Annotated in this window: 24 protein-coding genes; 15 read left to right on the forward strand and 9 right to left on the reverse strand. The window is 75.3% G+C overall.

Going from position 1 to position 25055, the window contains the following annotated elements; translation table 11 throughout:
* Positions 1 to 44 precede the first annotated feature (44 nt).
* Positions 45 to 1562: a cytochrome P450 gene (locus ACL02U_RS24140; RefSeq protein ID WP_412793009.1), complete on the forward strand. Its 1518-nt coding sequence runs from the start codon at positions 45 to 47 to the stop codon at positions 1560 to 1562.
* Here the strand turns inward: ACL02U_RS24140 and ACL02U_RS24145 are convergent.
* The 3 genes from ACL02U_RS24145 to ACL02U_RS24155 form a co-directional block, all read right to left on the reverse strand.
* Positions 1556 to 2521 (reverse strand): pseudouridine synthase, encoded by a 966-nt coding sequence (locus tag ACL02U_RS24145; RefSeq protein WP_412793010.1) that lies wholly within the window; start codon positions 2519 to 2521, stop codon positions 1556 to 1558. The genes ACL02U_RS24140 and ACL02U_RS24145 overlap by 7 nt on opposite strands.
* Positions 2522 to 2747: 226 nt before the next feature.
* Complete coding sequence (locus ACL02U_RS24150) at positions 2748 to 3593, reverse strand: siderophore-interacting protein (RefSeq protein ID WP_412793011.1); 846 nt, start codon at positions 3591 to 3593, stop codon at positions 2748 to 2750.
* A gap of 84 nt (positions 3594 to 3677) precedes the next feature.
* Positions 3678 to 4598, reverse strand: a complete 921-nt coding sequence (locus tag ACL02U_RS24155) for a 5'-3' exonuclease (protein ID WP_412793012.1) — start codon at positions 4596 to 4598, stop codon at positions 3678 to 3680.
* Positions 4599 to 5019: 421 nt separating this feature from the next.
* On the opposite strand from ACL02U_RS24155, the gene ACL02U_RS24160 reads away from it, so the two are divergent.
* Both ACL02U_RS24160 and ACL02U_RS24165 read left to right on the forward strand, forming a co-directional pair.
* Complete coding sequence (locus ACL02U_RS24160; protein WP_412793013.1) at positions 5020 to 5589, forward strand: helix-turn-helix domain-containing protein; 570 nt, start codon at positions 5020 to 5022, stop codon at positions 5587 to 5589.
* A 14-nt stretch (positions 5590 to 5603) separates the two neighbouring features.
* Positions 5604 to 6314: a helical backbone metal receptor gene (locus ACL02U_RS24165; protein WP_412793014.1), complete on the forward strand. Its 711-nt coding sequence runs from the start codon at positions 5604 to 5606 to the stop codon at positions 6312 to 6314.
* Here ACL02U_RS24165 and ACL02U_RS24170 read toward each other — a convergent pair.
* On the reverse strand, positions 6226 to 7350 hold the full coding sequence (locus tag ACL02U_RS24170) for a TDT family transporter (protein ID WP_412793015.1): 1125 nt from the start codon (positions 7348 to 7350) through the stop codon (positions 6226 to 6228). The two genes, ACL02U_RS24165 and ACL02U_RS24170, sit on opposite strands and share 89 nt — an antisense overlap.
* A 70-nt stretch (positions 7351 to 7420) precedes the next feature.
* Here ACL02U_RS24170 and ACL02U_RS24175 point away from each other — a divergent pair, with 70 nt between their 5' ends.
* The gene (locus ACL02U_RS24175) at positions 7421 to 8383 is read left to right on the forward strand and encodes a LysR family transcriptional regulator (protein ID WP_412793016.1); all 963 of its coding nucleotides are present in this window, start codon (positions 7421 to 7423) and stop codon (positions 8381 to 8383) included.
* Positions 8384 to 8419: 36 nt separating this feature from the next.
* On the opposite strand, the gene ACL02U_RS24180 is transcribed toward ACL02U_RS24175, so the two are convergent.
* Positions 8420 to 9115, reverse strand: coding sequence for a gamma-glutamyl-gamma-aminobutyrate hydrolase family protein (locus ACL02U_RS24180; protein ID WP_412793017.1), 696 nt, complete (start codon positions 9113 to 9115; stop codon positions 8420 to 8422).
* Between the two features lie 63 nt (positions 9116 to 9178).
* Complete coding sequence (locus ACL02U_RS24185; RefSeq protein WP_412793018.1) at positions 9179 to 9928, reverse strand: FadR/GntR family transcriptional regulator; 750 nt, start codon at positions 9926 to 9928, stop codon at positions 9179 to 9181.
* A 108-nt stretch (positions 9929 to 10036) separates the two neighbouring features.
* On the opposite strand from ACL02U_RS24185, the gene ACL02U_RS24190 reads away from it, so the two are divergent.
* Genes ACL02U_RS24190 through ACL02U_RS24200 form a run of 3 tightly spaced genes read left to right on the forward strand, consistent with a single transcriptional unit; the run spans position 10037 to position 13597 of the window.
* Positions 10037 to 11407 (forward strand): glutamine synthetase family protein, encoded by a 1371-nt coding sequence (locus ACL02U_RS24190; RefSeq protein ID WP_412793019.1) that lies wholly within the window; start codon positions 10037 to 10039, stop codon positions 11405 to 11407.
* Between the two features lie 7 nt (positions 11408 to 11414).
* Positions 11415 to 12809, forward strand: coding sequence for an aldehyde dehydrogenase family protein (locus ACL02U_RS24195; RefSeq protein WP_412793020.1), 1395 nt, complete (start codon positions 11415 to 11417; stop codon positions 12807 to 12809).
* Positions 12806 to 13597 carry a 3-oxoacyl-ACP reductase gene (locus ACL02U_RS24200; protein ID WP_412793021.1) on the forward strand — a complete coding sequence of 264 codons (792 nt, stop codon included), beginning with the start codon at positions 12806 to 12808 and terminating at the stop codon, positions 13595 to 13597. Before ACL02U_RS24195 ends, ACL02U_RS24200 begins: the two co-directional genes overlap by 4 nt.
* Before the next feature lie 88 nt (positions 13598 to 13685).
* Here the strand turns inward: ACL02U_RS24200 and ACL02U_RS24205 are convergent, their stop codons facing one another.
* A complete protein-coding gene (locus tag ACL02U_RS24205; protein WP_412793022.1) occupies positions 13686 to 14888 on the reverse strand; it encodes an amino acid deaminase/aldolase in 1203 nt (400 codons plus the stop codon).
* Positions 14889 to 15559: 671 nt separating this feature from the next.
* Between ACL02U_RS24205 and ACL02U_RS24210 the strand changes: the two genes are divergently transcribed.
* Together ACL02U_RS24210 and mycP are read left to right on the forward strand one after the other, a co-directional pair.
* A complete protein-coding gene (locus ACL02U_RS24210; protein WP_412793023.1) occupies positions 15560 to 17026 on the forward strand; it encodes a hypothetical protein in 1467 nt (488 codons plus the stop codon).
* Entirely contained in the window at positions 17023 to 18228 is a 1206-nt protein-coding gene (gene mycP, locus ACL02U_RS24215; RefSeq protein ID WP_412793024.1) for a type VII secretion-associated serine protease mycosin, read from the forward strand. The genes ACL02U_RS24210 and mycP overlap by 4 nt, the downstream gene beginning before the upstream one ends.
* 138 nt (positions 18229 to 18366) lie before the next feature.
* Here the strand turns inward: mycP and ACL02U_RS24220 are convergent, their stop codons facing one another.
* Positions 18367 to 19428 (reverse strand): serine hydrolase, encoded by a 1062-nt coding sequence (locus ACL02U_RS24220; protein WP_412793025.1) that lies wholly within the window; start codon positions 19426 to 19428, stop codon positions 18367 to 18369.
* A 151-nt stretch (positions 19429 to 19579) separates the two neighbouring features.
* Here ACL02U_RS24220 and ACL02U_RS24225 point away from each other — a divergent pair, with 151 nt between their 5' ends.
* The gene (locus ACL02U_RS24225; RefSeq protein ID WP_412793026.1) at positions 19580 to 20404 is read left to right on the forward strand and encodes an SseB family protein; all 825 of its coding nucleotides are present in this window, start codon (positions 19580 to 19582) and stop codon (positions 20402 to 20404) included.
* 1 nt (position 20405) lies between these two features.
* Here ACL02U_RS24225 and ACL02U_RS24230 read toward each other — a convergent pair whose 3' ends face one another.
* Positions 20406 to 20792, reverse strand: a complete 387-nt coding sequence (locus tag ACL02U_RS24230; RefSeq protein ID WP_412793027.1) for a DUF1844 domain-containing protein — start codon at positions 20790 to 20792, stop codon at positions 20406 to 20408.
* 394 nt (positions 20793 to 21186) lie between these two features.
* On the opposite strand from ACL02U_RS24230, the gene infC reads away from it, so the two are divergent.
* The 5 genes from infC (at position 21187) to ACL02U_RS24255 (ending at position 24904) form a co-directional block, all read left to right on the forward strand.
* Positions 21187 to 21825 (forward strand): translation initiation factor IF-3, encoded by a 639-nt coding sequence (gene infC / locus ACL02U_RS24235; protein WP_412793037.1) that lies wholly within the window; start codon positions 21187 to 21189, stop codon positions 21823 to 21825.
* A 134-nt stretch (positions 21826 to 21959) separates the two neighbouring features.
* Positions 21960 to 22154: a 50S ribosomal protein L35 gene (gene rpmI / locus ACL02U_RS24240; RefSeq protein WP_412793028.1), complete on the forward strand. Its 195-nt coding sequence runs from the start codon at positions 21960 to 21962 to the stop codon at positions 22152 to 22154.
* Positions 22155 to 22251: 97 nt separating this feature from the next.
* Positions 22252 to 22635, forward strand: coding sequence for a 50S ribosomal protein L20 (gene rplT, locus ACL02U_RS24245; RefSeq protein ID WP_004002577.1), 384 nt, complete (start codon positions 22252 to 22254; stop codon positions 22633 to 22635).
* A gap of 216 nt (positions 22636 to 22851) precedes the next feature.
* Positions 22852 to 23712, forward strand: a complete 861-nt coding sequence (locus ACL02U_RS24250) for a TrmH family RNA methyltransferase (RefSeq protein ID WP_412793029.1) — start codon at positions 22852 to 22854, stop codon at positions 23710 to 23712.
* Positions 23713 to 23758: 46 nt separating this feature from the next.
* A complete protein-coding gene (locus ACL02U_RS24255; protein WP_412793030.1) occupies positions 23759 to 24904 on the forward strand; it encodes an ATP-binding protein in 1146 nt (381 codons plus the stop codon).
* The last annotated feature ends 151 nt before the right edge of the window (positions 24905 to 25055 follow it).

The raw sequence follows: 25055 nt of genomic DNA on the forward strand, positions 1-25055 counted from the left end.
CATCCGACTCGCCACCGCATCCACACAGCTTCGGAGCGACCCCCGTGACGCCTGAACACCAAGCCTCGACCGGCACGGCCGATCCCCACCCGAACCCGCCCCCCGGCTGCCCCGCGCACGGCCGCGGCCCCGGCGGGCTGCGCCGGCTCCACGGCCCCGAGACGGCGGACCTCGGGGAGCTGTACGAGGAGCTCCGGGAGGAACACGGTCCGGTGGCACCCGTCCTCCTCCACGAGGACGTACCGATGTGGGTCGTCCTCGGCCACGCCGAGAACCTGCACATGGTGCGGACGCCCTCCCAGTTCTGCCGGGACAGCCGCATCTGGACGCCGCTGCGCGAGGGCACGGTCAAACCCGACCACCCGCTGATGCCGCACATCGCGTGGGAGCCCATCTGCTCCCACGCCGAGGGCGACGAGCACACCCGCCTGCGCGGGGCGGTCATGACCGCCATGTCCGCCCTCGACCACCGCAGCCTGCGCCGGCACATCAACCGCTACACCCAGCGCCTGGTCAACGCCTTCTGCGAGAAGGGCCGTGCCGAGCTGGTCGGCCAGTTCGCCGACCACCTTCCGATGGCGGTGATGTGCGAGGTCCTCGGCATGTCGGAGGAGTACAACGACCGCCTGGTCGAGGCCGCCCGCGACATGCTCAAGGGCACCGACACCGCCATCGCCAGCTACACCCACGTGCTCGGCATCCTGCAGCGGCTCACCGAACGCCGGCGGGCCGAGCCGGAGGAGGACTTCGTCAGCCGGCTGATCACCCACCCGGCGGGACTGACCGACGAGGAGGTCACCAAGCACGTCTGGCTGGTGCTCATGGCCGCCTACGAGGCCACCGCCAACCTGCTGGCCAACGTGCTGCGCACGGTGCTCACCGACGACCGCTTCTACGCCCGGCTCAACGGCGGCCAGATGACGGTGTCCGAGGCGGTCGAGCAGTCCCTGTGGGACGAGCCGCCGTTCAGCACGGTCTTCGCCTACTACGCCAAGCAGGACACCGAACTGGGCGGCCAGCGGGTGCGCAAGGGCGACGGTCTGCTGTTCGCGCCCGCCCCGGGCAACGTCGACCCGCGGGTGCGTCCCGACCTCGGCGCCAACATGCGGGGCAACCGCTCCCACCTGGCGTTCGGCGGCGGCCCGCACGAGTGCCCCGGCCAGGACATCGGCCGCGCCATCGCCGACGTGGGGGTGGACGCCCTGCTGATGCGCCTGCCGGACGTCCAACTCGCCTGCGCGGAGGAGGAGCTGGAGTACCGCACGTCGATCGCCTCCCGGCACCTGGTGTCGCTCCCGGCGCGGTTCGACCCCAAGCCGCAGCAGGACGTGATGATGGCGCCGATGCACGGCGCGGCGTCGCCGCCCCGCCCGATGGCCTGGCAGGCTCCCGCCCCGCCGCCGGTCGCCGCCCCCGAGGTGCCGGACCCCGCCGCGGCGCCCGTCCCGCCGCAGGCCGCCGCCTCGCCGCGGCAGGCCGTCGCGCCCGATCCCGCGGCGGCGGAACCGGGGCGCCCCGGGGGAGTCTGGCAGCGGTTCCTGCGCTGGTGGCGCGGCTACTGACGGGGCGGCAGCCCGGCCGCCCACTCCTCGTACGAGTCCCAGGCGCCCAGTGTCCGGGCGCTGACGAACCGGTGCTCGGCACCCGTCACCGGGTCGGTGAACTCCAGCTCCCGCGCCAGCAGTTGCAGCGGGCGCCGGAAGTCGCCGGCCGGTGCGGGGCCGGTCACCACCGGGTACAGCGGATCGCCGAGCAACGGCACCCCGAGGGCGCTCATGTGCACCCGTAGCTGATGCGTCTGCCCGGTCTCCGGCACCAGCCGGTACCGGGCCGGACCGCCCGGACGGCGGTCGACCAGCTCCACCCGGCTCACCGCGTTCGGCTCGCCGGTGACCTCCCGTGCTGCGAGCACCCCGCGCTCCTTCACGATCCGGCTGCGCACCGTCACGGGAAGGGTGAGCGAGGGAGCACGGGGTGCGACTCCCTCGTACACCTTGCGCACCCGACGGTCCCGGAACAGCGCCTGGTAGGCGCCGCGTTCCGCGGGGCGCACGGTGAACAGCACCAGCCCGGCCGTGAGCCGGTCCAGTCGGTGCGCGGGGCTCAGCGCCGGCAGGCCCAGTTCCCGGCGCAGCCGGGCGAGCGCGGTCTCGGCGACGTGCCCGCCGCGCGGGGCGGTGGCCAGGAAGTGCGGCTTGTCCGCGACGACGATGTGATCGTCCCGGTGCACGACCTCGACCGGGAACGGCACCGGCACCTCCTCCGGCAGCTCGCGGTGGAACCAGAGGTACATCCCTGGGACGAAGGCCGCGTCACCGGGCACCGGCATGCCGTCCGCCCCGACGACCAGCCCCTCGCCGAGCATCCCCTCGACGACCCCGTCCCCCGCGCCCGACAGGCGCTCCGCAAGGTACCCGCCGACCGTGGCCCACGGTCCCCGGGCGGGGAGCCGTACCCGCACCGGGTCGACCCCGCGGCGCTGCGGCAGGGGAGAGGGCGGGGTACGGCGCGGACGTCTCACGCCGGTCAGCGTACGAGCCGCCGCGCACGGCGGGAAACCAGCCACCCCTGCCCGCCCCCGGCCACTCCCGCGGGGTGGCGGGCAGGCCGGCCGCGTCCGCCCCGGGCAGCCGCGGGCCGCATCGTGACGCAGTCCGAGCTGACGCAGCCCGAGTCCGAGTCCGTTGTCTTTCGCTTTTCGCGCCGGGGCGTGCCGCTGTCCGGGGCGGACGCGGCCGGCTCCGGCCTCAGGCCGCCGGGGGCGCAGCCTCCTGCTCCGCCTCCACCCGCGCGTTCCACTCCCGCTTGGAAGCCTGCCAGCCGTCCTCGTTGTGGCCCTTGCGCCAGTATCCGGAGATCGAGAGGTCCTCGCGGGCGATCTCGCGCTCGACGCGCAGCAGCCGGCGCAGCTCCTTCACGCAGTGCGCCTCTCCATGCACGAAGGCGTGCACCCTGCCCTCGGGGAAGTCCAGCCCGCGCACCGCCGCCACCAGGGCCTCGCCGACCGGCCGGTCGCCGCGGTGCAGCCAGACGATCTCCACGTCCGAGTCGATCTTCTGCTCCTCCTCCGGGCCGGCCACCTCCACGAAGGCGTGCGCCACGACGCCGGCGGGCAGAGCCTCCAGAGCGGCCGCGATCGCCGGCAGCGCGCTCTCGTCGCCGGCCAGCAGGTGCCAGTCGGCGGTGGTGTCCGGGGCGTAGGCGCCACCGGGCCCCAGGAACCGGATCGTTTCGCCCGGCCGGACCCGCGCCGCCCAGGGCCCCGCCAGACCCTGGTCGCCGTGCAGGACGAAGTCCAGGGTCAGCTCGCGGTGCTCCGGATCCCAGGCCCGCACGGTGTACGTGCGGGTCACCGGCCACTGCTCGCGCGGGAACTCCTCCCGGATCCGGTCCAGGTCGAAGGGCTCCGGGTAGGTCACGCCCTCCGGCGGGAAGAGCAGCTTGACGTAGTGGTCGGTGCAGGTGTCCGCGGAGAACGACGCCAGTTCCCCGCCTCCCAGGACCACGCGCTGCATGTGCGGGGTCAGCCGTTCGGTGCGCACGACCCGCGCGGAACGGGTCATCCGCGGCCTGCGTGCCGGACGTTCTGCCATGACGGCCTCCCTGATTCCTCGCTTAGGCTAGCCTAAGTTAGCACCCGTCCCCGGCCGGCGCGTACCACGGTCGTCGGACCCCGCTCACGCGGTCAGGGTGTCCAGCAGCCGCCGCAGCGAACCGCCGAGTCCCCAGCGCTCCGCCAGCCGGTCCAGGGCCGCCGGGTCGCGCGGGGCGTGCGGCAGTGCCGTGTCCACCTCCGGCAGCGGGACGTCCCCGGCCACCCGGACCACCTTCGGGGCGACCGCCAGGTAGGGCCGGGCCTCGTCGAGCCGCTTGCGCTGCGAGGGGGTCAGCTTCGCCTTCGGGTCGTCGACGGCCGCCATGATCCCGGCCAGGTCGCCGAACTCCGCCAGCAGCCTGGCCGCCGTCTTCTCCCCGATGCCGGGGACTCCCGGCAGGCCGTCGCTCGGGTCGCCGCGCAGCAGCGCCAGGTCCGCGTACCCGCGCCCCCCGACGCCGTACTTCTCGCGGAGCACCGCCTCGTCGGTCAACTGGAGCGTGCCCACGCCCTTCAGCGGGTAGAGCACCCGCACCCCGCGGGCGTCGTCCACCAACTGGTAGAGGTCGCGGTCGCCGGTGACGATGTCGACCGGGCCCGCGGCGCGCGCGGTGAAGGTGCCGATCACGTCGTCCGCCTCGTACCCCGGGACGCCGACCCGCGCGACGCCCAGCGCGTCCAGGACGTCCTCGATGACCGGTACCTGGGGCGAGAGGGTGTCCGGCACCTCCTCCTCGTCCGGTCCGGACGGACGCTCCTCCGCCACCCGGTGCGCCTTGTAGGAGGGGATCAGCTCCACCCGCCAGTGAGGACGCCAGTCGGCGTCCATGCAGGCCACCAGGTGGTCGGGCCGGTGGTCGCGGACCAGGCGGTCGATGAAGTCCAGCAGGCCGCGCACCGCGTTCACCGGGGTGCCGTCCGGGGCCCGCACGGACTCCGGGACTCCGAAGTACGCGCGGAAGTAGAGCGAGGCGGTGTCGAGAAGCAGCAGTCGTCCGGTCACGCTCGCATCATGCCGTACCCCACCGACAGGCACCGCGCGACGGCCGGCCGGCGCCGCCCGGTGCCCCGTCCCGCGGTGCCGTCCGGGGCTCCGAACAGCGCCCTGCACGGCAAGAATCCGGACAACCACGCAGAGCGACGCTCTCGCCGGAGCTGCACCGCACGGCTCTCGGGAACACCAGGGCGCCCGCGCGCATTGAACCGGACAGGGGCACCCGTCCCGGTGGTGCCCCCGGCTCGGGCACCGATCCGGTGGCGTGAAGTGTGAGGTCGCGCCCCACCGCAGATGTCCGCGATATGACGGGTGCATGAATCAGTTTGCCGAACCTGCGTAGGGTGCAGAGAACTCATCGGAGGGCAGGTGCCGCGGGGCCGGGGCGGCGACGACGCCACGACCGACGCGCGAAGGAGGGATCCGGGCGATGGGCGACCACAAGGACCAGCCCCTGCGGGTGGGCTCAGCCGTGCGGCGGCGCCGTCGCGCCCTGGACCTGACCCTTGCCGTGGTGGCGGAGCGCAGCGGCCTCTCGGTGCCGTTCCTGAGCCAGGTCGAGAACGACCGCGCCCGTCCCAGCCGCGCCTCCCTGGAGCGTGTCGCGGACGCGCTGCGCACCACCGCCGTGGAACTCCTCGCCGCCGCCGACCCGGCGTGCAGCGTCGACGTCGTCCGCGACGAGGACGGCGAGCCCGGCCCCGAGCCCCGGGTGCGCTCCCTGGTGCGCGGCCACCACCAGATGGCCGCCCAGGAGTTCACCGGCGACCACGACGCGGGCCGCGAGTTCCGGTACCGCAACGACCAACTCCTCTACGTGGCCGACGGCGCGGTGGAGATCGAGGCGGAGGGTCGCGCCTACCGGCTGGGCCGCGGCGACACCCTGTACCTCACCGGAGGGGTGCGCCACCGCTGGCGGGCGACCGTCTCCGACACCCGGGTGATCGTGGTCGCGGTGGCCGAGCACATCGAGGCCGTCCGGGGGCGGCCGGCCCCGTGACACCCCCGCGGACCGTGTCACTGGTGCCGTCGCTGACGGAGGCCGTGGCCGCGTCGGTACCCGGCGCCCTGGTCGGTGCCACCGACTGGTGCTCCCGTCCGGCCGACCTCGACGTGGCCCGGATCGGCGGAACCAAGAACCCGGACGTGGAGCGGATCCTGGCGCTCGCACCCGACCTGGTGCTCGCCAACGAGGAGGAGAACCGGGCGCCCGACCTGGCGGCGCTGCGCGAGGCGGGCGTCGGGGTGCTCGTCACCGAGGTGCGCACGGTGCCGCAGGCCTTCCGCGAACTGGACCGGACCGTCACCGCCTGCGGGGCGCGGACCCGGCCGCGCTGGCTGGACCGGGCCGAGCTGACGTGGGCCGAGCTGCCCCCTCCCGGGCGCCGCAGCAGCGCGGTGGTGCCGATCTGGCGGCGCCCCTGGATGGTGCTCGGCCGCGACACCTTCGCCGGCGACGTGCTCGCCCGCCTCGGCGTCGACCACCGGTACGCGGACCACCCGGAGCGCTACCCGCGGGTGCCGTTGGAGGAGCTGCGCGCCCCGGCGCCCGACGTCGTCGTCCTGCCCGACGAGCCCTACCGCTTCACCGCCGGGGACGGCCCGGAGGCGTTCCCCGGACTGCGCTGCGCCCTGGTCAGCGGACGGCACCTGACGTGGTACGGGCCGTCACTGGCCGAGGCGCCGCGGGTACTGGCCGGGGCGCTGCGAGCAGCGCACCGCTGAGCAGCCCGCGCAGGGTGCCCGCGGCCGCCGCGCACCAGGCGGCCACCAGCAGGACGTACAGCCCGCAGGCGAGTACGTCGAGGACGGCGAGGCCGGTCCGGCGGGCCAGTGCCTCGGCGCCCGTCACGCAGGTGCCCACCGGGAAGGTGAACGCCCACCAGGTCATCGCGAACCGCATGCCGTGCCGCCGGGCCCGCACCACGTGCGCGGCGGCCAGGCCCAGCCACAGCAGGGCGAAGCCCGTGACCGGCACCCCGTACAGCACCGCCAGCGCCGCGAAGCCCTGGGCGTAGGGCGCCGGTACGACACCGGGCGCGAGGTCGGCGAACTTGCCCACGGCGGTGGTGGACTGGCCGAGCGGCCCCAGCACCAGGAACAGCGTCGGGGTCAGCACCAGCGGCAGCGGACCGCCGGTGAGCAGCCGGCCGAACACCAGCGGCAGCACCAGGAACGTCGCCAGCAGGCTCAGCCCGAACAGCGCGACGCAGGCCAGCAGCAGCGTCGCCCGCGGCTGCCCCGGCGGCAGATGCGGTACCAGCAGCGGGCCGAGCGCCGCCGACACCATCGGCGCCACCAGCGGCAGCAGCCAGACCGGGCTCGCCTGCCCCGGCCCGATGCGGTGGCGCGCGGTCATCAGGTACGGGACCGCGACGGCGGACGCCACCCCGGTCACCGTGCCGGCGGTGAACAGCACGGAGTCCAGGGCGACGGCCGCCGAGGTGCCGATCCAGTCCCGGCCGACGGTGATCGTGCCGCCGCCGACCGCCAGCAGAGCCATCGCGAGGCAGCCGTAGAACGGTGCCGTCGCCGGGTCCAGCAGGTGGGCGCGGGCCTGGTCGCCGTGGTGGGCCCAGTGCAGGGCGCGGGCGGCCAGCAGCACCACCAGCATGCCGAGGGACAGCGCCCACGCCGCGGCGCAGGCGGAGCGCAGACCCGGCGGGTCGAGGGGGAGGCCGGCGCCGGCGGTGGCGAGGACGGCGGTACCCATGACGGAGGCGTACCAGTTGGGGCCCAGGTGGCGGACTGCGGTGACCATGGTTCCACGGTGCTGCCCGCGGACGTCCGCCACCAGGGACCGGCACCCTATGAGGACATAAACTGGGCTTATGAGCGAGAGGCGGGGACAGGACGAGGCCCGGCCGGCGGCCGGTTCGCTGGCGCACCGGGTGCCGGACCTGGGCGCGCTGGAGCTGCTGCTGGCCGTCGCCCGGCTGGGCAGCCTGGGCGGCGCGGCACGGGAACTGGGCATCACCCAGCCCGCCGCCAGCAGCCGCATCCGGTCGATGGAACGGCAGCTCGGCGTGGCCCTGGTGGACCGCTCGCCGCGCGGCTCCCGTCTGACGGACGCCGGGGCCCTGGTGACGGACTGGGCGCGGCGGGTGGTGGAGGCCGCCGAGGCCTTCGACGCGGGCGCGCAGGCCCTGCGGGACCGCCGCGACTCGCGGCTGCGGGTCGCGGCGAGCATGACCATCGCCGAGTACCTCCTGCCGGGCTGGCTGATCGCACTGCGCGGGCACCGTCCGGACACGGCGGTGTCGCTGCTCGCCGGCAATTCGGCGGGGGTGGCCGAACGGCTGCTCTCCGACGAGGCGGACCTCGGGTTCGTGGAGGGGCTGAACGTGCCGACCGGACTCGACAGCGCGGTCATCGCGCACGACCGGCTGATCGTGGTGGCCGCGCCCACACATCCGTGGACGCGCAGACGGCGGCCGCTGTCCGCGCGGGAACTGGGGGAGACGCCGCTGATCCTCCGGGAGAAGGGCTCCGGCACCCGGCAGGTGCTGGACGCGGCCCTCGGCGGGCTGGCGCGGCCCCTGATCGAGCTGTCCTCCACCACCGCCGTGAAGGCCGCGGCGGTGCGCGGCGCGGGCCCGGCGGTGCTGAGCGAGCTGGCCGTCGGCGACGAGCTGGCCATGCGGCGCCTGGTGCGGGTCCCGGTGCAGGGTGTGGCACTGGCGCGCGAGCTGCGGGCGGTGTGGCCCACCGGGCAGCGCCCGGCCGGGCCGGCCCGCGATCTGCTGTCCCTCACCCGGATGTCGCCCGCCGGCACGTCCGGTCCGCCGCGCTGAGCGGCGCACGGCACCGGCGCGGGCGCGCCGCCGCCGTCACCCGCCCGCCGCAGCCACCAGCCCCCGCACCACCCGCAGGTCCTCGCCCATCTCCGGATGCCACTGCACCGCGAGCACCCAGCCCGCGTCCGCGGGCAGTTCGACCGCCTCCACGGTGCCGTCGCCGGAGGCGTGGGCCGAGGGGACCAGACCGGCACCCAGGCGGTCCACGCACTGGTGGTGGTAGGTCGGGACCGAAGTCTCCTCGGGGACGAGGGCCGCGTAGCGCGTACCCGGCACCGGCACCACCGGATGGCGGCCGAAGACGCCGGGACGCCCGGCGTGGCCGTCGAGGTGCTGCACCAGGGTGCCGCCGAGCGTGACGTTCAGCAGCTGCATCCCGCGGCAGATCCCCAGCAGCGGGACCCGGGCGTCGAGGGCCGCCTCGATCAGGGCCAGCTCCCAGGCGTCCCGCTCCGGGGCGGGCGGTCCGGTCCGGGGGTCACGCGGGGCGCCGTAGCGGACCGGCTCCACATCGGGGCCGCCGGCGATCACCAGTCCGTCGAGCCGGGCCACGGCCGCCGCCGCCCTCGCGGGCCCGTCCGGCGGCAGCAGCGCGGCGAGCCCGCCCGCCCGCTGCACCAGCCGCGGGTACCCGGACGGCAGCAGTGCCGCCTCCAGCTCCCACACACCCCAGCGCACCCCCGGCTCCAGATACGTGCTGATGCCGATCAGCGGACCGCTCGTCGCCACGCCGCACTCCTCCTCCGCCCCGGCGGTACCGTCAACTCGCCGCAATGGGCCGCATCCGTACCATCAGCCCGCCGGTCGCACCGGCAGGAAACCCCGCAGCAGCGCCGCCGTGGCCGCGCAGTGCTCCCGCACGACCTCCCGCGCCGCCTCCGGATCCCCGTCCAGCACCGCCTCCACCAGTGCCCGGTGCTGCCGCTGCGAGTGCTCCAGGCTGCGGACGAGCAGCGGGATGCAGTCCAGCAGCCCGTTCACCGTCGACCGGACCGCCGCGTACTGGGCCGTGAGCGACGGCGAGCCACACAACTCCACCAGCGTCAGGTGGAGCAGCGTGTCCCGGCGCCGGTACTCCGCCAGGGGCGCGTCGCGGGTGCCGGCCAGCGCCGTCCGCAGCCGTGCCGCCCGGCCGCCCGTCGGCCGCAGCGCGGCGCACAGTCCCGCCGCCCCCACCTCCAGCACCTCCCGGAACCGCAGCACGTCCTCCACCTCCACGTCCGGGACCCGGCGGCGCAGTCCGTCCGCCCCGCCGGCCTCCGCGCGGTCCCGCACGAACGTGCCCCCGTACCGGCCGCGGCGGGACTCGACCAGGCCCTCCCGCCGGAGCACCCCGAGCACCTCGCGCAGCGTCACCCGGCTGATGCCGAGCCGCCCCGCCAGCTCCCGCTCGGCGGGCAGCCGCTCACCGGCCGGCACCAGACCCAGCCGCAGCACCTGGAGGATCTGCTCCAGCGCCTCCTCGAAGCCGTTGCCCGTCCGCACCCGGCGCAGCACCGGCGCGAACCGGTCCGCCCGCACACCGCCCGCGTCCTCAGGCATGCCGTCGCGCCGCCTTCCCAAGCAATGGTCCCGCGCAATACCTTATGGCTCCCGGCTCGGACGAGACACCCCCGCGCAAGCCCGCAGCAGCCCGAAGGAGGCGCTCCCGTGGCAGACCGCACACCCCCGCTCGGCGTCGAGGAACTGCACGCCCTCGTCGCCGGCGGCGAGATCGACACCGTCGTCCTCGCCTTCCCCGACATGCAGGGGCGCCTCCAGGGCAAGCGGTTCGCCGCCCGGTTCTTCCTCGACGAGGTCCTCGGCCACGGCTCCGAGGCCTGCGCCTACCTCCTCGCCGTCGATGCCGACATGAACACCGTCGACGGCTACGCCATGTCCTCCTGGGACCGCGGCTACGGCGACTTCGCCATGCGCCCCGACCCGGCCACCCTGCGCCGCCTGCCCTGGCACCCCGGCACCGCCCTGGCGGTGGCCGACCTCGCCTGGGAGGACGGAACACCCGTCGTCGCCGCGCCCCGGCAGATCCTGCGCCGCCAGCTGGCCCGCCTCGCCGAGCACGGTCTCACCGCCCAGGTCGGCACCGAGCTGGAGTTCATCGTCTTCCGGGACACCTACGAGCAGGCGTGGGAGTCCGCGTACCGGGGCCTGACACCGGCCAACCGGTACAACGTCGACTACTCCATCGTGGGCACCGGGCGGATCGAGCCCCTGCTGCGCCGGCTGCGCAACGACATGGCCGGGGCCGGGCTGACCGTCGAGTCCGCCAAGGGCGAGTGCAACCCGGGCCAGCACGAGATCGCCTTCCGCTACGACGAGGCCCTGGTCACCTGCGACCAGCACGCGATCTACAAGACCGGGGCCAAGGAGATCGCGGCGCAGGAGGGCGTCTCGCTCACCTTCATGGCCAAGTACGACGAGCGGGAGGGGAACTCCTGCCACATCCACCTCTCGCTCGCGGACGCCGGCGGACGCAACGCCATGGCGGGCACCGCGGACGACCCCGGCGGAATGTCCTCCCTGATGCGCCACTTCCTCGCCGGTCAGCTCGCCGCGCTGCGCGACTTCACCCTCCTCTACGCACCCCACATCAACTCCTACAAGCGGTTCCAGCCCGGTTCCTTCGCCCCGACCGCCGTCGCCTGGGGCCACGACAACCGCACCTGCGCCCTGCGGGTCGTCGGCCACGGGCGCTCCCTGCGCCTGGAGAACCGGGTGCCCGGCGGCGACGTCAACCCCCATCTCGCGGTCGCCGGGCTCGTCGCCGCCGGTCTGCACGGCGTCGAGCAGAAGCTGCCGCTCCCGGACCCCTGCGAGGGCAACGCCTACGCCGCCGACCTCGCCCGCGTCCCGACGACGCTGCGCGAGGCCGCCGAACTCTGGGCCGCCAGCCCGATCGCTCAGGCCACGTTCGGCGACGAGGTCGTCGCCCACTACCGCAACATGGCCCGCGTCGAGCTGGACGCCTTCGACGCCGCGGTCACCGACTGGGAGCTGCGCCGCTCCTTCGAACGCATGTGAGGCCCTGTTGTCCCAGCAGCCCCGGCAGCAGTCCGCGCCCCCGCTCGACGTCCTCAACCCCGCCACCGAGGAGATCGTCGCCACCGTCGCCGCCGCCACCCCGGCCGACGTGGACGCCGCCGTCACCCGGGCGGCGAGGGCCCAGGCCCGCTGGGCGGGCCTGCCGCCCGGCGACCGGGCCCGGCTGCTGCGCCGCTTCGCCGCCGCCGTCGACGGACACCTGGAGGAACTGGCCCGGCTGGAGGTCAGCGAGGCCGGCCACCTCATCGGCGACGCGCGGTGGGAGGCCGGCAACGTGCGCGACCTGCTCGACTACGCCGCCGGGGGAGTTGAGCGGCTGACCGGACGCCAGATCCCGGTCCCCGGCGGACTCGACGTGACCTTCCTGGAGCCCCTCGGCGTGGTCGGGGTGATCGCACCGTGGAACTTCCCGATGCCGATCGCGGCCTGGGGGGCCGCCCCGGCACTGGCCGCCGGGAACGCCGTCCTGCTCAAACCCGCGGAGACCACCCCGCTCACCGCGCTGAGACTGGCCGAACTGGCCCTGGCGGCCGGGCTGCCGGAGGGACTGTTCCAGGTCCTGCCGGGCACCGGCCCGGTCGCGGGCAACGCCCTCGTCGAGCACCCCGGCGTCGCCAAGATCGTCTTCACCGGGTCGACCGCCGTGGGCAGACGGGTGTGGGCGAAGGGGGCCGCGCACCTGAAACGCGTCACCCTCGAACTCGGCGGCAAGAGCCCCAACATCGTCTTCGCCGACGCCGACGTGGAAGCCGCCGCGGCGGCCGCGCCGCAGTCCTTCCTGGACAACGCCGGGCAGGACTGCTGCGCCCGCACCCGCATCCTCGTCCAGCGCGACGTCCTCGACCGCTTCCTCGCCCTCCTGGCCCCCGCGATCGAGTCCGTGACCGTCGGCGACCCGGCCGACGAGGCCACCCGGATGGGGCCCCTGATCTCGAAGGCCCAGCGGGAACGCGTCCGCTCCTACGTCGCCCCCGACGCGCCCGGGATCCGCGGCAAGGCCCCCGAAGGGCCCGGCTTCTGGTTCCCGCCCACCGTCCTCACCGACGTCTCCCCGGACGCGCCCGCCGCCGTCGAGGAGGTCTTCGGGCCCGTCGCGGTGGTCCTGCCCTTCGAGGACGAGGCCGAGGCCGTCCGCCTCGCCGACGCCACCGAGTACGGGCTGTCCGGCTCGGTCTGGACCCGCGACGTCGGCCGCGCCCTGCGCGTCTGCCGGGCGGTCCGGGCGGGGAACCTCTCCGTCAACTCCCACGCCAGCGTCCGCTACTGGACCCCGTTCGGCGGTTTCAAGCAGTCCGGCATCGGCCGCGAGCTCGGCCCCGACGCGCTGGCCGCCTTCACCGAGACCAAGAACGTCTTCATCAGCACGGAGGGCCCGCAGTGACCGATCGGAACCCCGCACCCGTCTGCCGCCGGCTGGTCGGCCGGGTCGCCGTCGTCACCGGAGCGGGCAGCGGCATCGGACTCGCCACCGCCCGCAGACTCGCCTCCGAAGGGGCGCACGTCCTGTGCGGCGACGTCGACGAGACCCGCGGCCGGGCCGCGGCCGAGGAGACCGGCGGGCGCTTCGCCGAGGTCGACGTCACCGACCCCGACCAGGTCGACGCCCTCTTCCGGACGGCGTACGACACCTGGGGCAGCGTCGACGTCGCCTTCAACAACGCCGGGATCTCCCCGCCCGACGACGACTCCATCCTGGACACCGGCCTGGAGGCGTGGAAGCGCGTCCAGGAGGTCAACCTGACCTCCGTCTACCTGTGCTGCAAGGCGGCGATCCCGTACATGCGGCGCCAGGGCAGCGGCTCGATCATCAACACGGCCTCGTTCGTGGCCCGGATGGGCGCCGCGACCAGCCAGATCTCCTACACCGCCTCCAAGGGCGGCGTCCTCGCCCTGTCGCGCGAGCTGGGTGTGCAGTTCGCCCGGGACGGCATCCGCGTCAACGCCCTCTGCCCCGGCCCGGTCAACACCCCGCTGCTGCGGGAGCTGTTCGCCAAGGACCCGGAGCGGGCCGCGCGCCGCCTGGTGCACATCCCGCTCGGCCGGTTCGCCGAGGCGGACGAGATCGCCGCCGCGGTGGCCTTCCTGGCCAGCGACGACTCCTCCTTCGTCAACGCCACCGACTTCCTGGTCGACGGCGGCATCTCCGGGGCGTACGTCACCCCGCTCTGACGGGCGCCGCGATCGGGGGACCGGAACCGCGGGCGGCCGGTCCCCGGCGCCGCAACGGGCACCGTCCGCCCGATCACGACGCCCGGCGCTAGAGGAACGTACGGCCCTCACCGCGGTACGTCGGCACGGTCGACGCCACCCTGTCGCCCACCACCAGGTGCAACTCGTCGAACCGCTCGCACAGCTCACCCGCCTTGGCGTGCCGGAACCACACCTTGTCCCCGATCAGCAGGTCGTCCGCCGGCGACCCGAGCAGCGGCGTCTGCACCTCGCCCGGCCCCTCCTGCCGGTCGTAGCGCAGCCCCCGGGGCAGGTACGGCACCGGCAGCCGGTCGGCCCCGGCGGCCCCGGACGCCGGATACCCGCCGCCCAGCACGGTGACCACGCCCACCCCGGGCCGCCGCACCACCGGCTGGGCGAACAGCGCGGCCGGCCGGCCCCGGAACGACGTGTAGTTGTCGAACAGCCGCGGCACGTACAGGCCCGAGCCGGCGGCGATCTCGGTGACCGCGTCCTCGGCGGCGGTGTGCTGCACGCTGCCCGTGCCGCCGCCGTTGACGAACTCCAGACCCGGTGCCACGGCCCGCACCGCGCGCACCACCGCGGCCCGCCGCTCGGCCAGCTCCCGCCGGGCGGCGGCCTGCATCAGCCGTACCGCACGCGAACGCAGCGGCCGCCCGGTGACGACGTCCCCGACGCCCGCGACATGGCCCTCGTACGCCATGATCCCGACGAGTTCGAACCCCGGCCGCCGGGCCACCGCCCGCGCCAGCCCGGCGACGTCGTCGGGCGAGTGCAGCGGGGAGCGGAGCGCTCCCACCCGCACCCGGCCGCCGAACAGTTTCAGCGCGGTGTCCAACTCAAGGCACACCCGGACGACCTCGCCGCCGCCGTCGCGGGCGGCGTCGATCAGATCGAGCTGCGCGACGTCGTCGACCATGACGGTGACCGCGGCCGCCAGTTCGGCGTCCGCGGCGAGCTCGGCGAAGCCGGCGCGGTCGGCGGAGGGATAGGCCAGCAGCACGTCCTCGAAACCCGACCGGGCCAGCCACAGCGACTCGGCCAGCGTGAACGACATGACGCCCCGGAAACCGTCCTTCGCCAGCACCCGCTCCAGCAGCGCCCGGCACCGCACCGACTTGCTGGCCACCCGGATCGGCTTGCCCGAGGCCCGGCGGACCAGATCATCCGCGTTGGCGTCGAAGGCGTCCAGGTCCACGATCGCGACGGGGGCGTCGAGATGGGCGGTGGCCCGGTCGTAACGGGCCCGGTCGGCGGAGGGCGCAGTCATGGGCGAAGCCTGCCACGCCCGATTACCGCTGGGTAGGGGACGTTCCGGGCAGATCCCCCGGCGCCGCCCACTGGTTGCCTCCCCGTCGCCGACAAGCCGTAGAGTGACGCGCACGGTGCCTGCGGGTCGCGGCCGCACACCCGTGCCGGATGCCGGTTCGCCCGCGCGGGTACGCGCGGCCGGGACCGCGGCCGCGGCCCGGGCGCGACCCGGAGCGGCGGGACGACGGCCGGGAGACGAGGAGACGGGGGCGCATGAGCACGGAAGCACGCCGCGTCCCCGCGCCCCCGCCGGAGGCACCGCCCGCGTCCCCGCACCGCACCCCGCAACCGCACCCCCCTGTGCACCCGCCCGGTGCGCGGCCCGCCGCCGACCGGTCTCCGGGCGCGCACCCCGCTGCGGCCCCCGCGCTCCCCGCACCGCAGGCGCCCGCCACCGCCGATCCGCCGCGGCGGCCCCGCACGGACCCGGCGGCGGCGCCCGCGCAGCCCGTACCGCCGCCGGCCGCCGCGCCTCCCGGGACCCCCGGCGAGCGCCCCGAGCCCGCACCCGGGGCCCGCCGCGCCGCCCCCTTCACCCCGCCGCGCGGTACCGCCGCGTCCCCGCCTCCGCCTCCCGCGTCGGCGCGTTTCCCGGACGCCCCGCCGGCCCCGCGCCGCGACGGGAGCGCCGTGCCGAGCCCGGTGCAGGCCCCCGAAGCCCGGCCGGCCGGCGCCGACGGGCCCGCTGCTGACGAGGCGCGTGAGCAGGACGCCCCGCGGGCCGCCGCCGACGTCGACCGGCCGCAGACGCGACCCGCGGACACCGCCCCGCCGGTCCCGGCCCCCGCGCCGCCCCGCCCCGGCCACGGCCCCGCGGTGCCGCCGCGGCGGCCCGCCGCCGCACCGGCCGGGACGGACCCCGAGACCACCGCCCGCCTCCGGCTGCCCCGGGCGGGGGCCCGGGCCGCCTCGGCCGCCGGCCCCGGCGCGCCGGCGACGGAGACCACCGCCCGGCTCCGCCCCGTACCGGCGGCTCCCGCCGACCCGGAGGCCACCGCGGCCGCCGGCCGCGGGCGGCGGGACGAGGCCGGCGGTGCCCCGGCCGGCGATCGACGGCCCCCGCCCCCTCCCCCCGCGCCGCCGTCCGGTACCGGGCCCGCCCCCGCGCCGCCCGCCGGGACCGGGCCCGCCTCCGCGCCGCCCGCCGGGACCGGGCCCGCCTCCGCGCCGCCCGCCGGGACCGCGCCCGGTGCCGGGCCGGCCGTTCCGCCCGACCCGGCGCTGTCCTGGAACGCCCCGGCGCCGTCCGCGGGGTCGCGGCCCCTGGTGTCGTTGGGGGAACCGGAGGCGTTCGAGGAGCCGCGCCGGGGGTCCCGCCGCGGTCGGGGTCTCGCCGCCGTCGTCTGCCTGGTGCTCGGGCTCGGTCTCATCGGCGGAGCCGCCGCCGGCAGCTGGCTGACCGGGGACTCCGGCGACAGCGGGGCCCACGACACCTTCGCCACCGCCGCCGAGCTGTGGCACACCGCGCCCGTCGACCGGCTGTTCCCGCCCACCGTGCGCGGACAGGGCGCCGGCCCCGGCGGCGCCGACCGCACCTGGACGCGGATCGCGGTGGCCCCCGACGGCAACTGCGGCAACGCCTTCGACCCCCTGCTGAGCAAGGTGCTCGCCCCGATCGGCTGCGAGCGCCTGCTGCGGGCCACCTACACCGACGCCACCCGCAGCTACGTCACCACCGTGGGCCTGCTGTTCGCCGAGGCCGACGAGAACGCCATGCGGACGCTCGGCGCCCGGTTCGCGAAGGAGCACCTGAGCAGCCGCGCCGACCTGATGCCCCGCCCGTACGCCGCCGCGGGCACCCCCGCCGCCGGTTTCGGCGCCGCGCAGCGGGCCTCGTGGACCGTGTCCGTGCTCACCGACGCCCCGGTCGTCGTCTACGCCGTCTCCGGCTGGGCGGACGGCCGCGCCGTCGACGCCCCGCAGCCGGCCGAGCAGGCCACCGCGTCCGGCGCGACCACGGCACCGGCCCAGGCCGGACTCGGCAACGAGGCCCAGGGCCTGGCCGACCGCATCGCCCGCGGGCTGCGCATCGCCGCGGCGGCCCCGTCCGCCGACCGGACCGCGGCGGCGACAGCGCCTACGGAGAAGCACTCATGAGCCACCGGACCAGGGGCCGTACCAGCCGCCGCGCCGCCCTGGTCGGCTGCCTGCTCGCGGCGAGCACCGCCCTCCTGCCCGCCGCCCCCGCGCAGGCCGACGGCATACGGGCCAAGCAGTGGGCCCTGGACGCCCTGCACGTCCCGCAGGCCTGGCGCACCACGAAGGGCGAGGGCGTCACCGTCGCCGTCCTGGACACCGGCGTGGAGGCCGACCACCCCGACCTCGCCGGGAACGTCCTCACCGGAACCGACCTCGTCGGCTTCGGCGCCGAACGGGGCGACCGGACCTGGGCCCGCCACGGCACCGCGATGGCCGGGATCATCGCCGGGCACGGTCACGGGCCCGGGCACGCCGACGGCATCATGGGCGTCGCCCCCGAGGCCCGGATCCTGCCGGTGCGGGTCATCCTGGAGGACGGCGACCCGGCCCGCGCCAAGGCCCGCAAGACCCGCGGCACCGCCCTCGCCGAGGGCATCCGCTGGGCCGCCGACCACGGCGCCGACGTCATCAACCTCTCCCTGGGCGACGACTCCTCCTCCGCGCACCCCGAACCCGCCGAGGACGAGGCCGTCCAGTACGCGCTCGGGAAGGGCGCCGTCGTCGTCGCCTCGGCCGGCAACGGCGGGGAGAAGGGCGACCACATCTCCTACCCGGCCGCCTACCCGGGCGTCATCGCCGCGACCGCCGTCGACCGCTACGGCACCCGTGCCTCCTTCTCCACCCGCCGTTGGTACGCCACGGTCAGCGCGCCCGGCGTGGACGTCGTCATCGCCGACCCCGACCACCGCTACTACGAGGGTTGGGGCACCTCCGCCGCGTCCGCCTTCGTCTCCGGCGCGGTCGCCCTCGTCAAGGCCGCCCACCCCGGTCTGACCCCGGCGCAGATCAAGCAGCTGCTGGAGGACACCGCACGCGACGCCCCGGACGGCGGACGCGACGACTCCCGCGGCTTCGGCTTCGTCGACCCCGCGGCCGCCATCAAGGCCGCGGCCGCGCTGAAGCCGCGAGGACTGCACGCGGCGGCGTACGGCAAGGAGTACTTCGGCCCCGGCCCGGACCCGGACCGCCCCGGCGGCGGCACGGGTGCCTGGGCCGGTCCGCTGGCGGGCGGTGCCGGGGGAGTCCTGCTGGTCGCGGCGGTGGTGCTGTGGCGGAGCCGGCGCACCGCCGGTGTGCCGGGCGACCGGTCGCCGCTCTAGGGATGCCGGGGCGTTCCACCCGACGGGATGCGCCCCGTCGCCGCGCCCGCCGCCCGTTCCGCCGGGCACCACGGCTCCCGGGCCGCGGCGATCACCACCTCGCCCCACCGGCGTACGTGCAGCGCGAGGGCCCGCCGCTCAGACCCGCGAGGCGAGGTCCGCGGACCGCACCGCCGCCCGTGCCGCGGCCTCCACCAGCGCGATCCCCTCCGCCTGGGTCGTACTGCCCCGGGACAGCACCGCCACCAGGACGTCACGGCCGCCGGCGGCCACCCGGCCGATGCTGTTGACGTCCCACAGCCCGGTCGTGCTCCGCGGCAGCCAGCCGTTCTTCAGGGCCCAGTCCGAACCGTCCGCAGCCGCCGACACGCCCCAGCGCTGCCCGGAGGCTATCCGCCCCATCAGCTCCCGGACGTAGGACCGCGAGGCCTCGGTCAGCGCCGACTCCGTGCCGAACACCTGCCGCAGCAGGACGAGCTGGTCCGCCGCAGTGGTCCGGGTGAGCCCCCACAGCATGCCGGCGCCGCCCTCGGTGCCGGTCAGCCCGAGCCGCCGGTTGGCGGTGTCCAGTCCGTCCGCCTGCCCGATGGCCCGCCACAGCGCCGACGCCGAGTCGTTGTCACTGTTCTCGATCATCGCGGTGGCGTACGCCCGCTCGGCCGAGGTCAGCCGCCGTCCGGCGTCCTGGGCCCGGAGCAGCAGCGCGGACAGGATGTCGACCTTGACGATGCTCGCGGTGTCGAAGGCGCCCCGGCCGTAGACGGCGCTGTCGCCGGTGGCGGTGTCCAGTACGGCCACCGAGACCTCCGCCCCGTCGGCCGCATCCACCGCGTCCAGGGCGTCCGCGAGCACGTCGGTGAGATCGGCGGCCGACGGCACCCCGGGCTCCTGCTCCACCGAGGCCTCCCCGTCCTCCCCGTCCTCCGCGGCCGGCGTTCCGCCGCTCTCGGCCCGCACCGCGCCGTCGTCGGCCGGTGCCGCGGTCGGTGCTCCGGCCGACGGTGCCGCAGCCGACGGCGCGCCACCCGCGTCCGGGTGCGCCCGCGACCTGGCGTACCCGGCGCCCACCGCCGTCACACCGACGACCGCGACGCAGGCCAGCGCCGTGCTCATGCGCAAGCGGCGGCGGCGCAGCGGGTCGGGTGCGCGGGACGGGCGCGGCGGGCGGACACGGTTCCGGCGGGCTCCGGGGGACTCCATGCCCGCGATCCTCCGGGCACCGGCTGTGCCGCCCGTGAGACGGATGTTAAACGTATGTCAGGGAAAGCTGAGATTCCTCTGAAAGCGGCCACCCGCGGCGCCCGGGCCCCGGGCCGGACCGGCGGCGTTCTCCCCGATAGGGTCGGGAACCGTGGCGAACAAGAACATCCCCGACTCCGGATTCTCCGACGACGACGGCTCCGCCGACCCGCGGCTGAGCGCCGCGCTCGCCGCCTGGTCCGAGGACCGCGGTCGAGTCGGTCCCGTGCTGGAGGCGCTCCGGGGCGCCCGGCTGCTCGTGCCGGTCGTGGCGGTGCTCGGTGAGGTGGAGGAGGCCGGCGAAGCGGCGGACGGCGAGGGCGGGGACGCCGACGCGGTCCGGGCCGGCGCGGGGCGGGGGCTGCGCCGCGAGAAGACCTCCGACATGGCGGTGCCGACGCTGAGGTCCGGCGACCGCACCGCGCTGCCCGCCTTCACCTCCACCGACTCCCTGGCCCGCTGGGACGCTCAGGCCCGCCCCGTCGCCGTGCCCCTGCACCAGGCGCTCCAGGCGGCGGCGCACGAGAAGGCCGACACCGTCGTCCTGGACCTGGCGGGGCCGGTGCCGTTCGAACTGAGCGGTCCGGCGCTGCGGGCGCTGGCCGAGGGCCGGACCACCACCGACCCGCTCGCCGATCCCGCGGTCCTCGACGCGGTGCGCCGGGCGGTGGCCGCCGAGCCGCGCGTGCTGCGCGCCCACCTCGGTCCCGGGCAGTCGGCCGACGGCACCCTCGCCCTCGTCCTCGCCCCGGGCGCCGCACCCGGCGAAGCCGCCGCACCGGCCCGGGCCGCAGCGGCGGAAGCCGTCCGGGCGGTCGCCGAACGGCTCGCGGCCGACGAGACGCTGCGGGCCCGCCTGGTGCGCGGCCTCGACCTGGCGCTGCTGCCGGCCGGGACCACGCCGCCGGGGGAGCCGCTGTACGTGCGGGAGCGGTAGGTCAGCCGTAGAGCGGGCCGGTGTACTTCTCCCCGGGACCCTGGCCCGGCTCGTCGGGAACGAGGGACGCCTCGCGGAAGGCGAGCTGGAGGGACTTGAGGCCGTCCCGCAGCGGCGCCGCGTGGAAGGAGCTGATCTCGGTCGCCGAGGCGTCCAGCAGACCGGCGAGAGCGTGCACCAGCTTGCGCGCCTCGTCCAGGTCCTTGTGCTTGTCGCCCTCCTCGGTGAGCCCGAGCTTCACGGCGGCGGCGCTCATCAGGTTGACGGCGACCGTCACGATCACCTCGACCGCCGGAACCTCCGCGATGTCGCGGGCCATGGCGTCGAAGTCGGGGCTGCCGGGGGAGTCGGGGCTGCCGGGGTTCTCGGAGGGCGGGGTCTCACTCATGCCCCACACGATAGGACCAGGCGCCCTCCCGCCGGAGAGCAGGAGTCCGGTGGCGGCGGATTAGCGCACGCCCCGACGGCCTGCTAACCTTGTGTAACGACCGGTCGGACAGGTGTGCCACACGGCAGCCGGGCCCGGCCCACAAGTGGAGGCTTTCGAACTCCCACCCGACCACCCTCAGGGCGGCGGGTCACCGGTCAGGCGTTCCCGCCCCCGAGACGGGAGACGCCCGAAAGTGCGCCCCGCGGTCCCCGCGGCGGTGCTCCGGTAGTTCGAGGAGCCCCGCCTGTGATCGTCCGGGGCATTTTTTCTGCTTCGGCGCGGTTAGGTCTAAGGAACACAGACGTACGCGGCTGTCCGCCAGACCGTCGCGTGGTGCTACCGAGGAGGATCCATCAGCGCCGAGCCCCGCATCAACGACCGGATTCGCGTTCCCGAGGTGCGACTTGTCGGTCCCAGTGGCGAGCAGGTCGGCATCGTGCCGCTCGCGAAGGCACTGGAGCTTGCCCAGGAGTACGACCTCGATCTCGTCGAGGTGGCGGCGAACGCCCGTCCGCCCGTGTGCAAGCTCATGGACTACGGGAAGTTCAAGTACGAGTCGGCCATGAAGGCCCGTGAGGCGCGCAAGAACCAGGCGCACACGGTCATCAAGGAGATGAAACTCCGGCCGAAGATCGACCCGCACGACTACGACACCAAGAAGGGTCACGTCGTCCGGTTCCTCAAGCAGGGCGACAAGGTCAAGATCACGATCATGTTCCGCGGCCGCGAGCAGTCCCGCCCCGAGCTGGGCTACCGACTGCTGCAGCGCCTCGCGGAGGACGTCCAGGACCTCGGTTTCGTCGAGTCGAACCCGAAGCAGGACGGCCGCAACATGATCATGGTTCTCGGTCCGCACAAGAAGAAGACCGAGGCGATGGCCGAGGCCCGCCAGGCGCAGGAGGCCCGCAAGGCGTCCGCGAAGGCCAACCCCGGCCGCTCGCAGAACCCTGCCGAGGCCGAGGTGCCCGCCGAGGAGCCTGCCGAGGCGTGATCCCCCGGGGCGCGCCCCGGGTCGTTCCCGGGACGCCCGTCCCAGGCAACAACCGATACAAGAGCGACGCTCCCCCCGTGCCCGGTTTTCGCGACCGGGCACCGGAGCGCCACCGACGAGGAGAGAACGGCGCTATGCCGAAGAACAAGTCGCACAGCGGTGCCAGCAAGCGCTTCAAGATCACCGGCTCCGGCAAGGTGCTCCGCGAGCGCTCCGGCAAGCGCCACCTGCTCGAGCACAAGTCGTCCCGCGTGACGCGGCGCCTCAGCGGCAACGCCGAGATGGCCCCGGGCGACGCCAAGAAGATCAAGAAGCTTCTCGGCAAGTGAGGCCGCGGCGCTCTCGCTGAGCGCCCCTCCCGACCGGGACCCAATCGTTTCCGGGCCGTGTGAGTTCCACCGCGGCCCCGCTACAAGGAGTTAACAAGTGGCACGCGTCAAGCGGGCAGTCAACGCCCACAAGAAGCGCCGGGCGATCCTCGAGCAGGCCTCCGGCTACCGCGGTCAGCGTTCGCGCCTGTACCGCAAGGCCAAGGAGCAGGTCACCCACTCGCTGGTCTACAACTACAACGACCGCAAGAAGCGCAAGGGCGACTTCCGTCAGCTGTGGATCCAGCGCATCAACGCCGCCGCCCGCGCCAACGGCATCACCTACAACCGCTTCATCCAGGGTCTGAAGGCCGCCAACGTCGAGGTCGACCGCAAGATCCTCGCGGAGCTGGCCGTCAACGACGCCGGCGCCTTCGCGGCGCTCGTCGAGGTCGCCCAGAAGGCGCTGCCGAGCGACGTGAACGCGCCGAAGGCCGCGTGACGCCGTACCGGCGCTGAGCCGATGTGACGGGACGGACCCGTGGGCAGCCGCCCACGGGTCCGTTCTCGTCGAGCGGCCGGACCCGGCGGCCTCCCGCCGCCCGGAGGCCCCGTCGGCACCGGGCCCGCCGTCCGGGCCGACCGCCGCCGCGTCGCGCCGGGCCGCGGCGGAGAGTCCCGACGCCGGCGGAGAGTTCCGTTACCGAAAGTGAAGCGCATGGCCCCCGCCACCCCCGAACTCGTCTCCCCCCGCTCCCCCCGCGTCACCGCGGCGCGCAGGCTGGCCAAGCGGAACTTCCGGAGCAAGGAGCGACTGTTCCTCGCCGAAGGGCCGCAGGCCGTACGGGAGGCGGCGGGGCACGGCAGTGACGGGCGCGCCACGCTCGTCGAACTGTTCGCCACCGTGGAGGCCGCGGAACGCCACGCCGACATCGTCGGCGCGGCCCGCGACGCCGGCGCCCGTGTCCAGCTCGCCTCCGAGCAGGTCGTCGCCGACATCTCCACCACCGTCACCCCCCAGGGCCTGGTCGGGGTCTGCCGGTTCCTCGACACCCCCTTCGAGGAGGTGCTCGGACGCCGGCCCCGCCTCGTCGCCGTCCTCGCCCACGTCCGCGACCCGGGCAACGCCGGAACCGTGCTGCGCTGCGCCGACGCCGCCGGCGCCGAGGCCGTCGTCCTCACCGACGCCTCCGTCGACCTGTACAACCCCAAGGCCGTGCGGGCCTCCGTCGGCTCGCTGTTCCACCTGCCGGTCGCGGTCGGGGTGCCCGCCGACCGCGCCGTGGCGGGGCTCCGGCAGGCCGGAGCGCGCATCCTCGCCGCGGACGGCGCCGGCGACCGGGACCTCGACGAGGAACTCGACCGGGGCGCCATGGGCGGTCCCACCGCCTGGGTGTTCGGCAACGAGGCGTGGGGGCTGCCGGAGGAGACCCGCGCACTGGCCGACGCGGTGGTGCGGGTGCCGATCCACGGGAAGGCCGAGAGTCTGAACCTCGCGACGGCCGCAGCCGTATGCCTCTATGCCTCCGCGCGTGCACAGCGCGCCCCCGCAGGGTGCCGCTCCGTCACCGGAAACTAGTAGGGTGACCCGCTCGGGGCCTCCGCGGAAGGGGTGGGACAAGGGGATGACGGTCGGCACGAGCAGCGCAGCCGGAACACGGGGGGCGGGCCGGCAGCCCCGGCGGTCCCCGGACCCGCCGCCCGGCCCCTGCGAGCTCGGCCTGGACCCCGACGACCTTCCCGACGGCCTCGTCGTCGCCGACGAGCACGGCTACGTCGTCTGCTTCAACGCCGCCGCCCAGCGGATCACCGACCTCCCCGCCGCCGCGGCCCTCGGCCGGCACCTGGACCAGGCCCTGCCCCTGGAGGACCTGGAGGGCAGGCGCTGGTGGCAGCTGACCGACCCCTACGGCGGTCTCGCCACCCGGGTGCGCCAACCCGAGCGGAACCTGCTGCTGCCGGGCGGCCGTGAAGTGCTCGTCACCGCCCGCTACGTCCGCACCGAGCCCGCCGGTCCGCTCCGCCGCCTGGTGGTCGGACTGCGCGACACCGAGGCCCGGCGCCGCACCGAACGCAGCCACGCCGAACTGATCGCCACCGTCGCCCACGAGCTGCGCTCGCCGCTGACCTCCGTGAAGGGCTTCACCGCCACCCTGCTCGCCAAGTGGGAACGCTTCACCGACGACCAGAAGCGGCTGATGCTGGAGACCGTCGACGCCGACGCCGACCGGGTCACCCGGCTCATCGCCGAACTGCTCGACATATCGCGGATCGACTCGGGGCGGCTGGAGGTGCGGCGCCAGCCGGTCGACATCGGCGCCGCCGTGGGACGGCACATCCAGGCCTACGTCGCCTCCGGCCAGCCCGCCGACCGGTTCCTGCTGCGCATCGAGCAGCCGCTGCCCGCCCTGTGGGCCGACCCCGACAAGATCGACCAGGTGCTCAGCAACCTCATCGAAAACGCGGTGCGCCACGGCGAGGGAACCGTCACCATCGACATCACGTCCGCCGCGTCCCCCCGTGAGGGAGAGGACACCGGCACGTCGGTCATCGTGAGCGACGAGGGCACCGGCATTTCGGAGGAGTCCATGAACCGCGTCTTCACCCGCTTCTGGCGGGGCAGCAAGCGCGGCGGCACCGGTCTCGGCCTGTACATCGTCAAGGGAATCGTCGAGGCGCACGGCGGCACCATCACGGTCGGCCGCGCCCCCGGCGGCGGCGCCGAGTTCCGATTTACCCTGCCCGTGGGCGCACCGGCGTATCTCGCCTAGTGGCCCGCGGGCGCCTTCGCCCACCCCCACCCCGTTAGACTCGGCCCTTGGCACCTTTGTGTCCCGCGGACGACACACGATCCGTCCACGCGCCGGTGAGAACCAGTCGGCGACGGCACGAGTCGGTGAGCACGAGTCGATGACGGGGACC

The sequence above is a fragment of the Streptomyces sp. MS06 genome (assembly GCF_047200655.1).
In the GTDB taxonomy this organism is placed as follows: Bacteria; Actinomycetota; Actinomycetes; order Streptomycetales; family Streptomycetaceae; genus Streptomyces.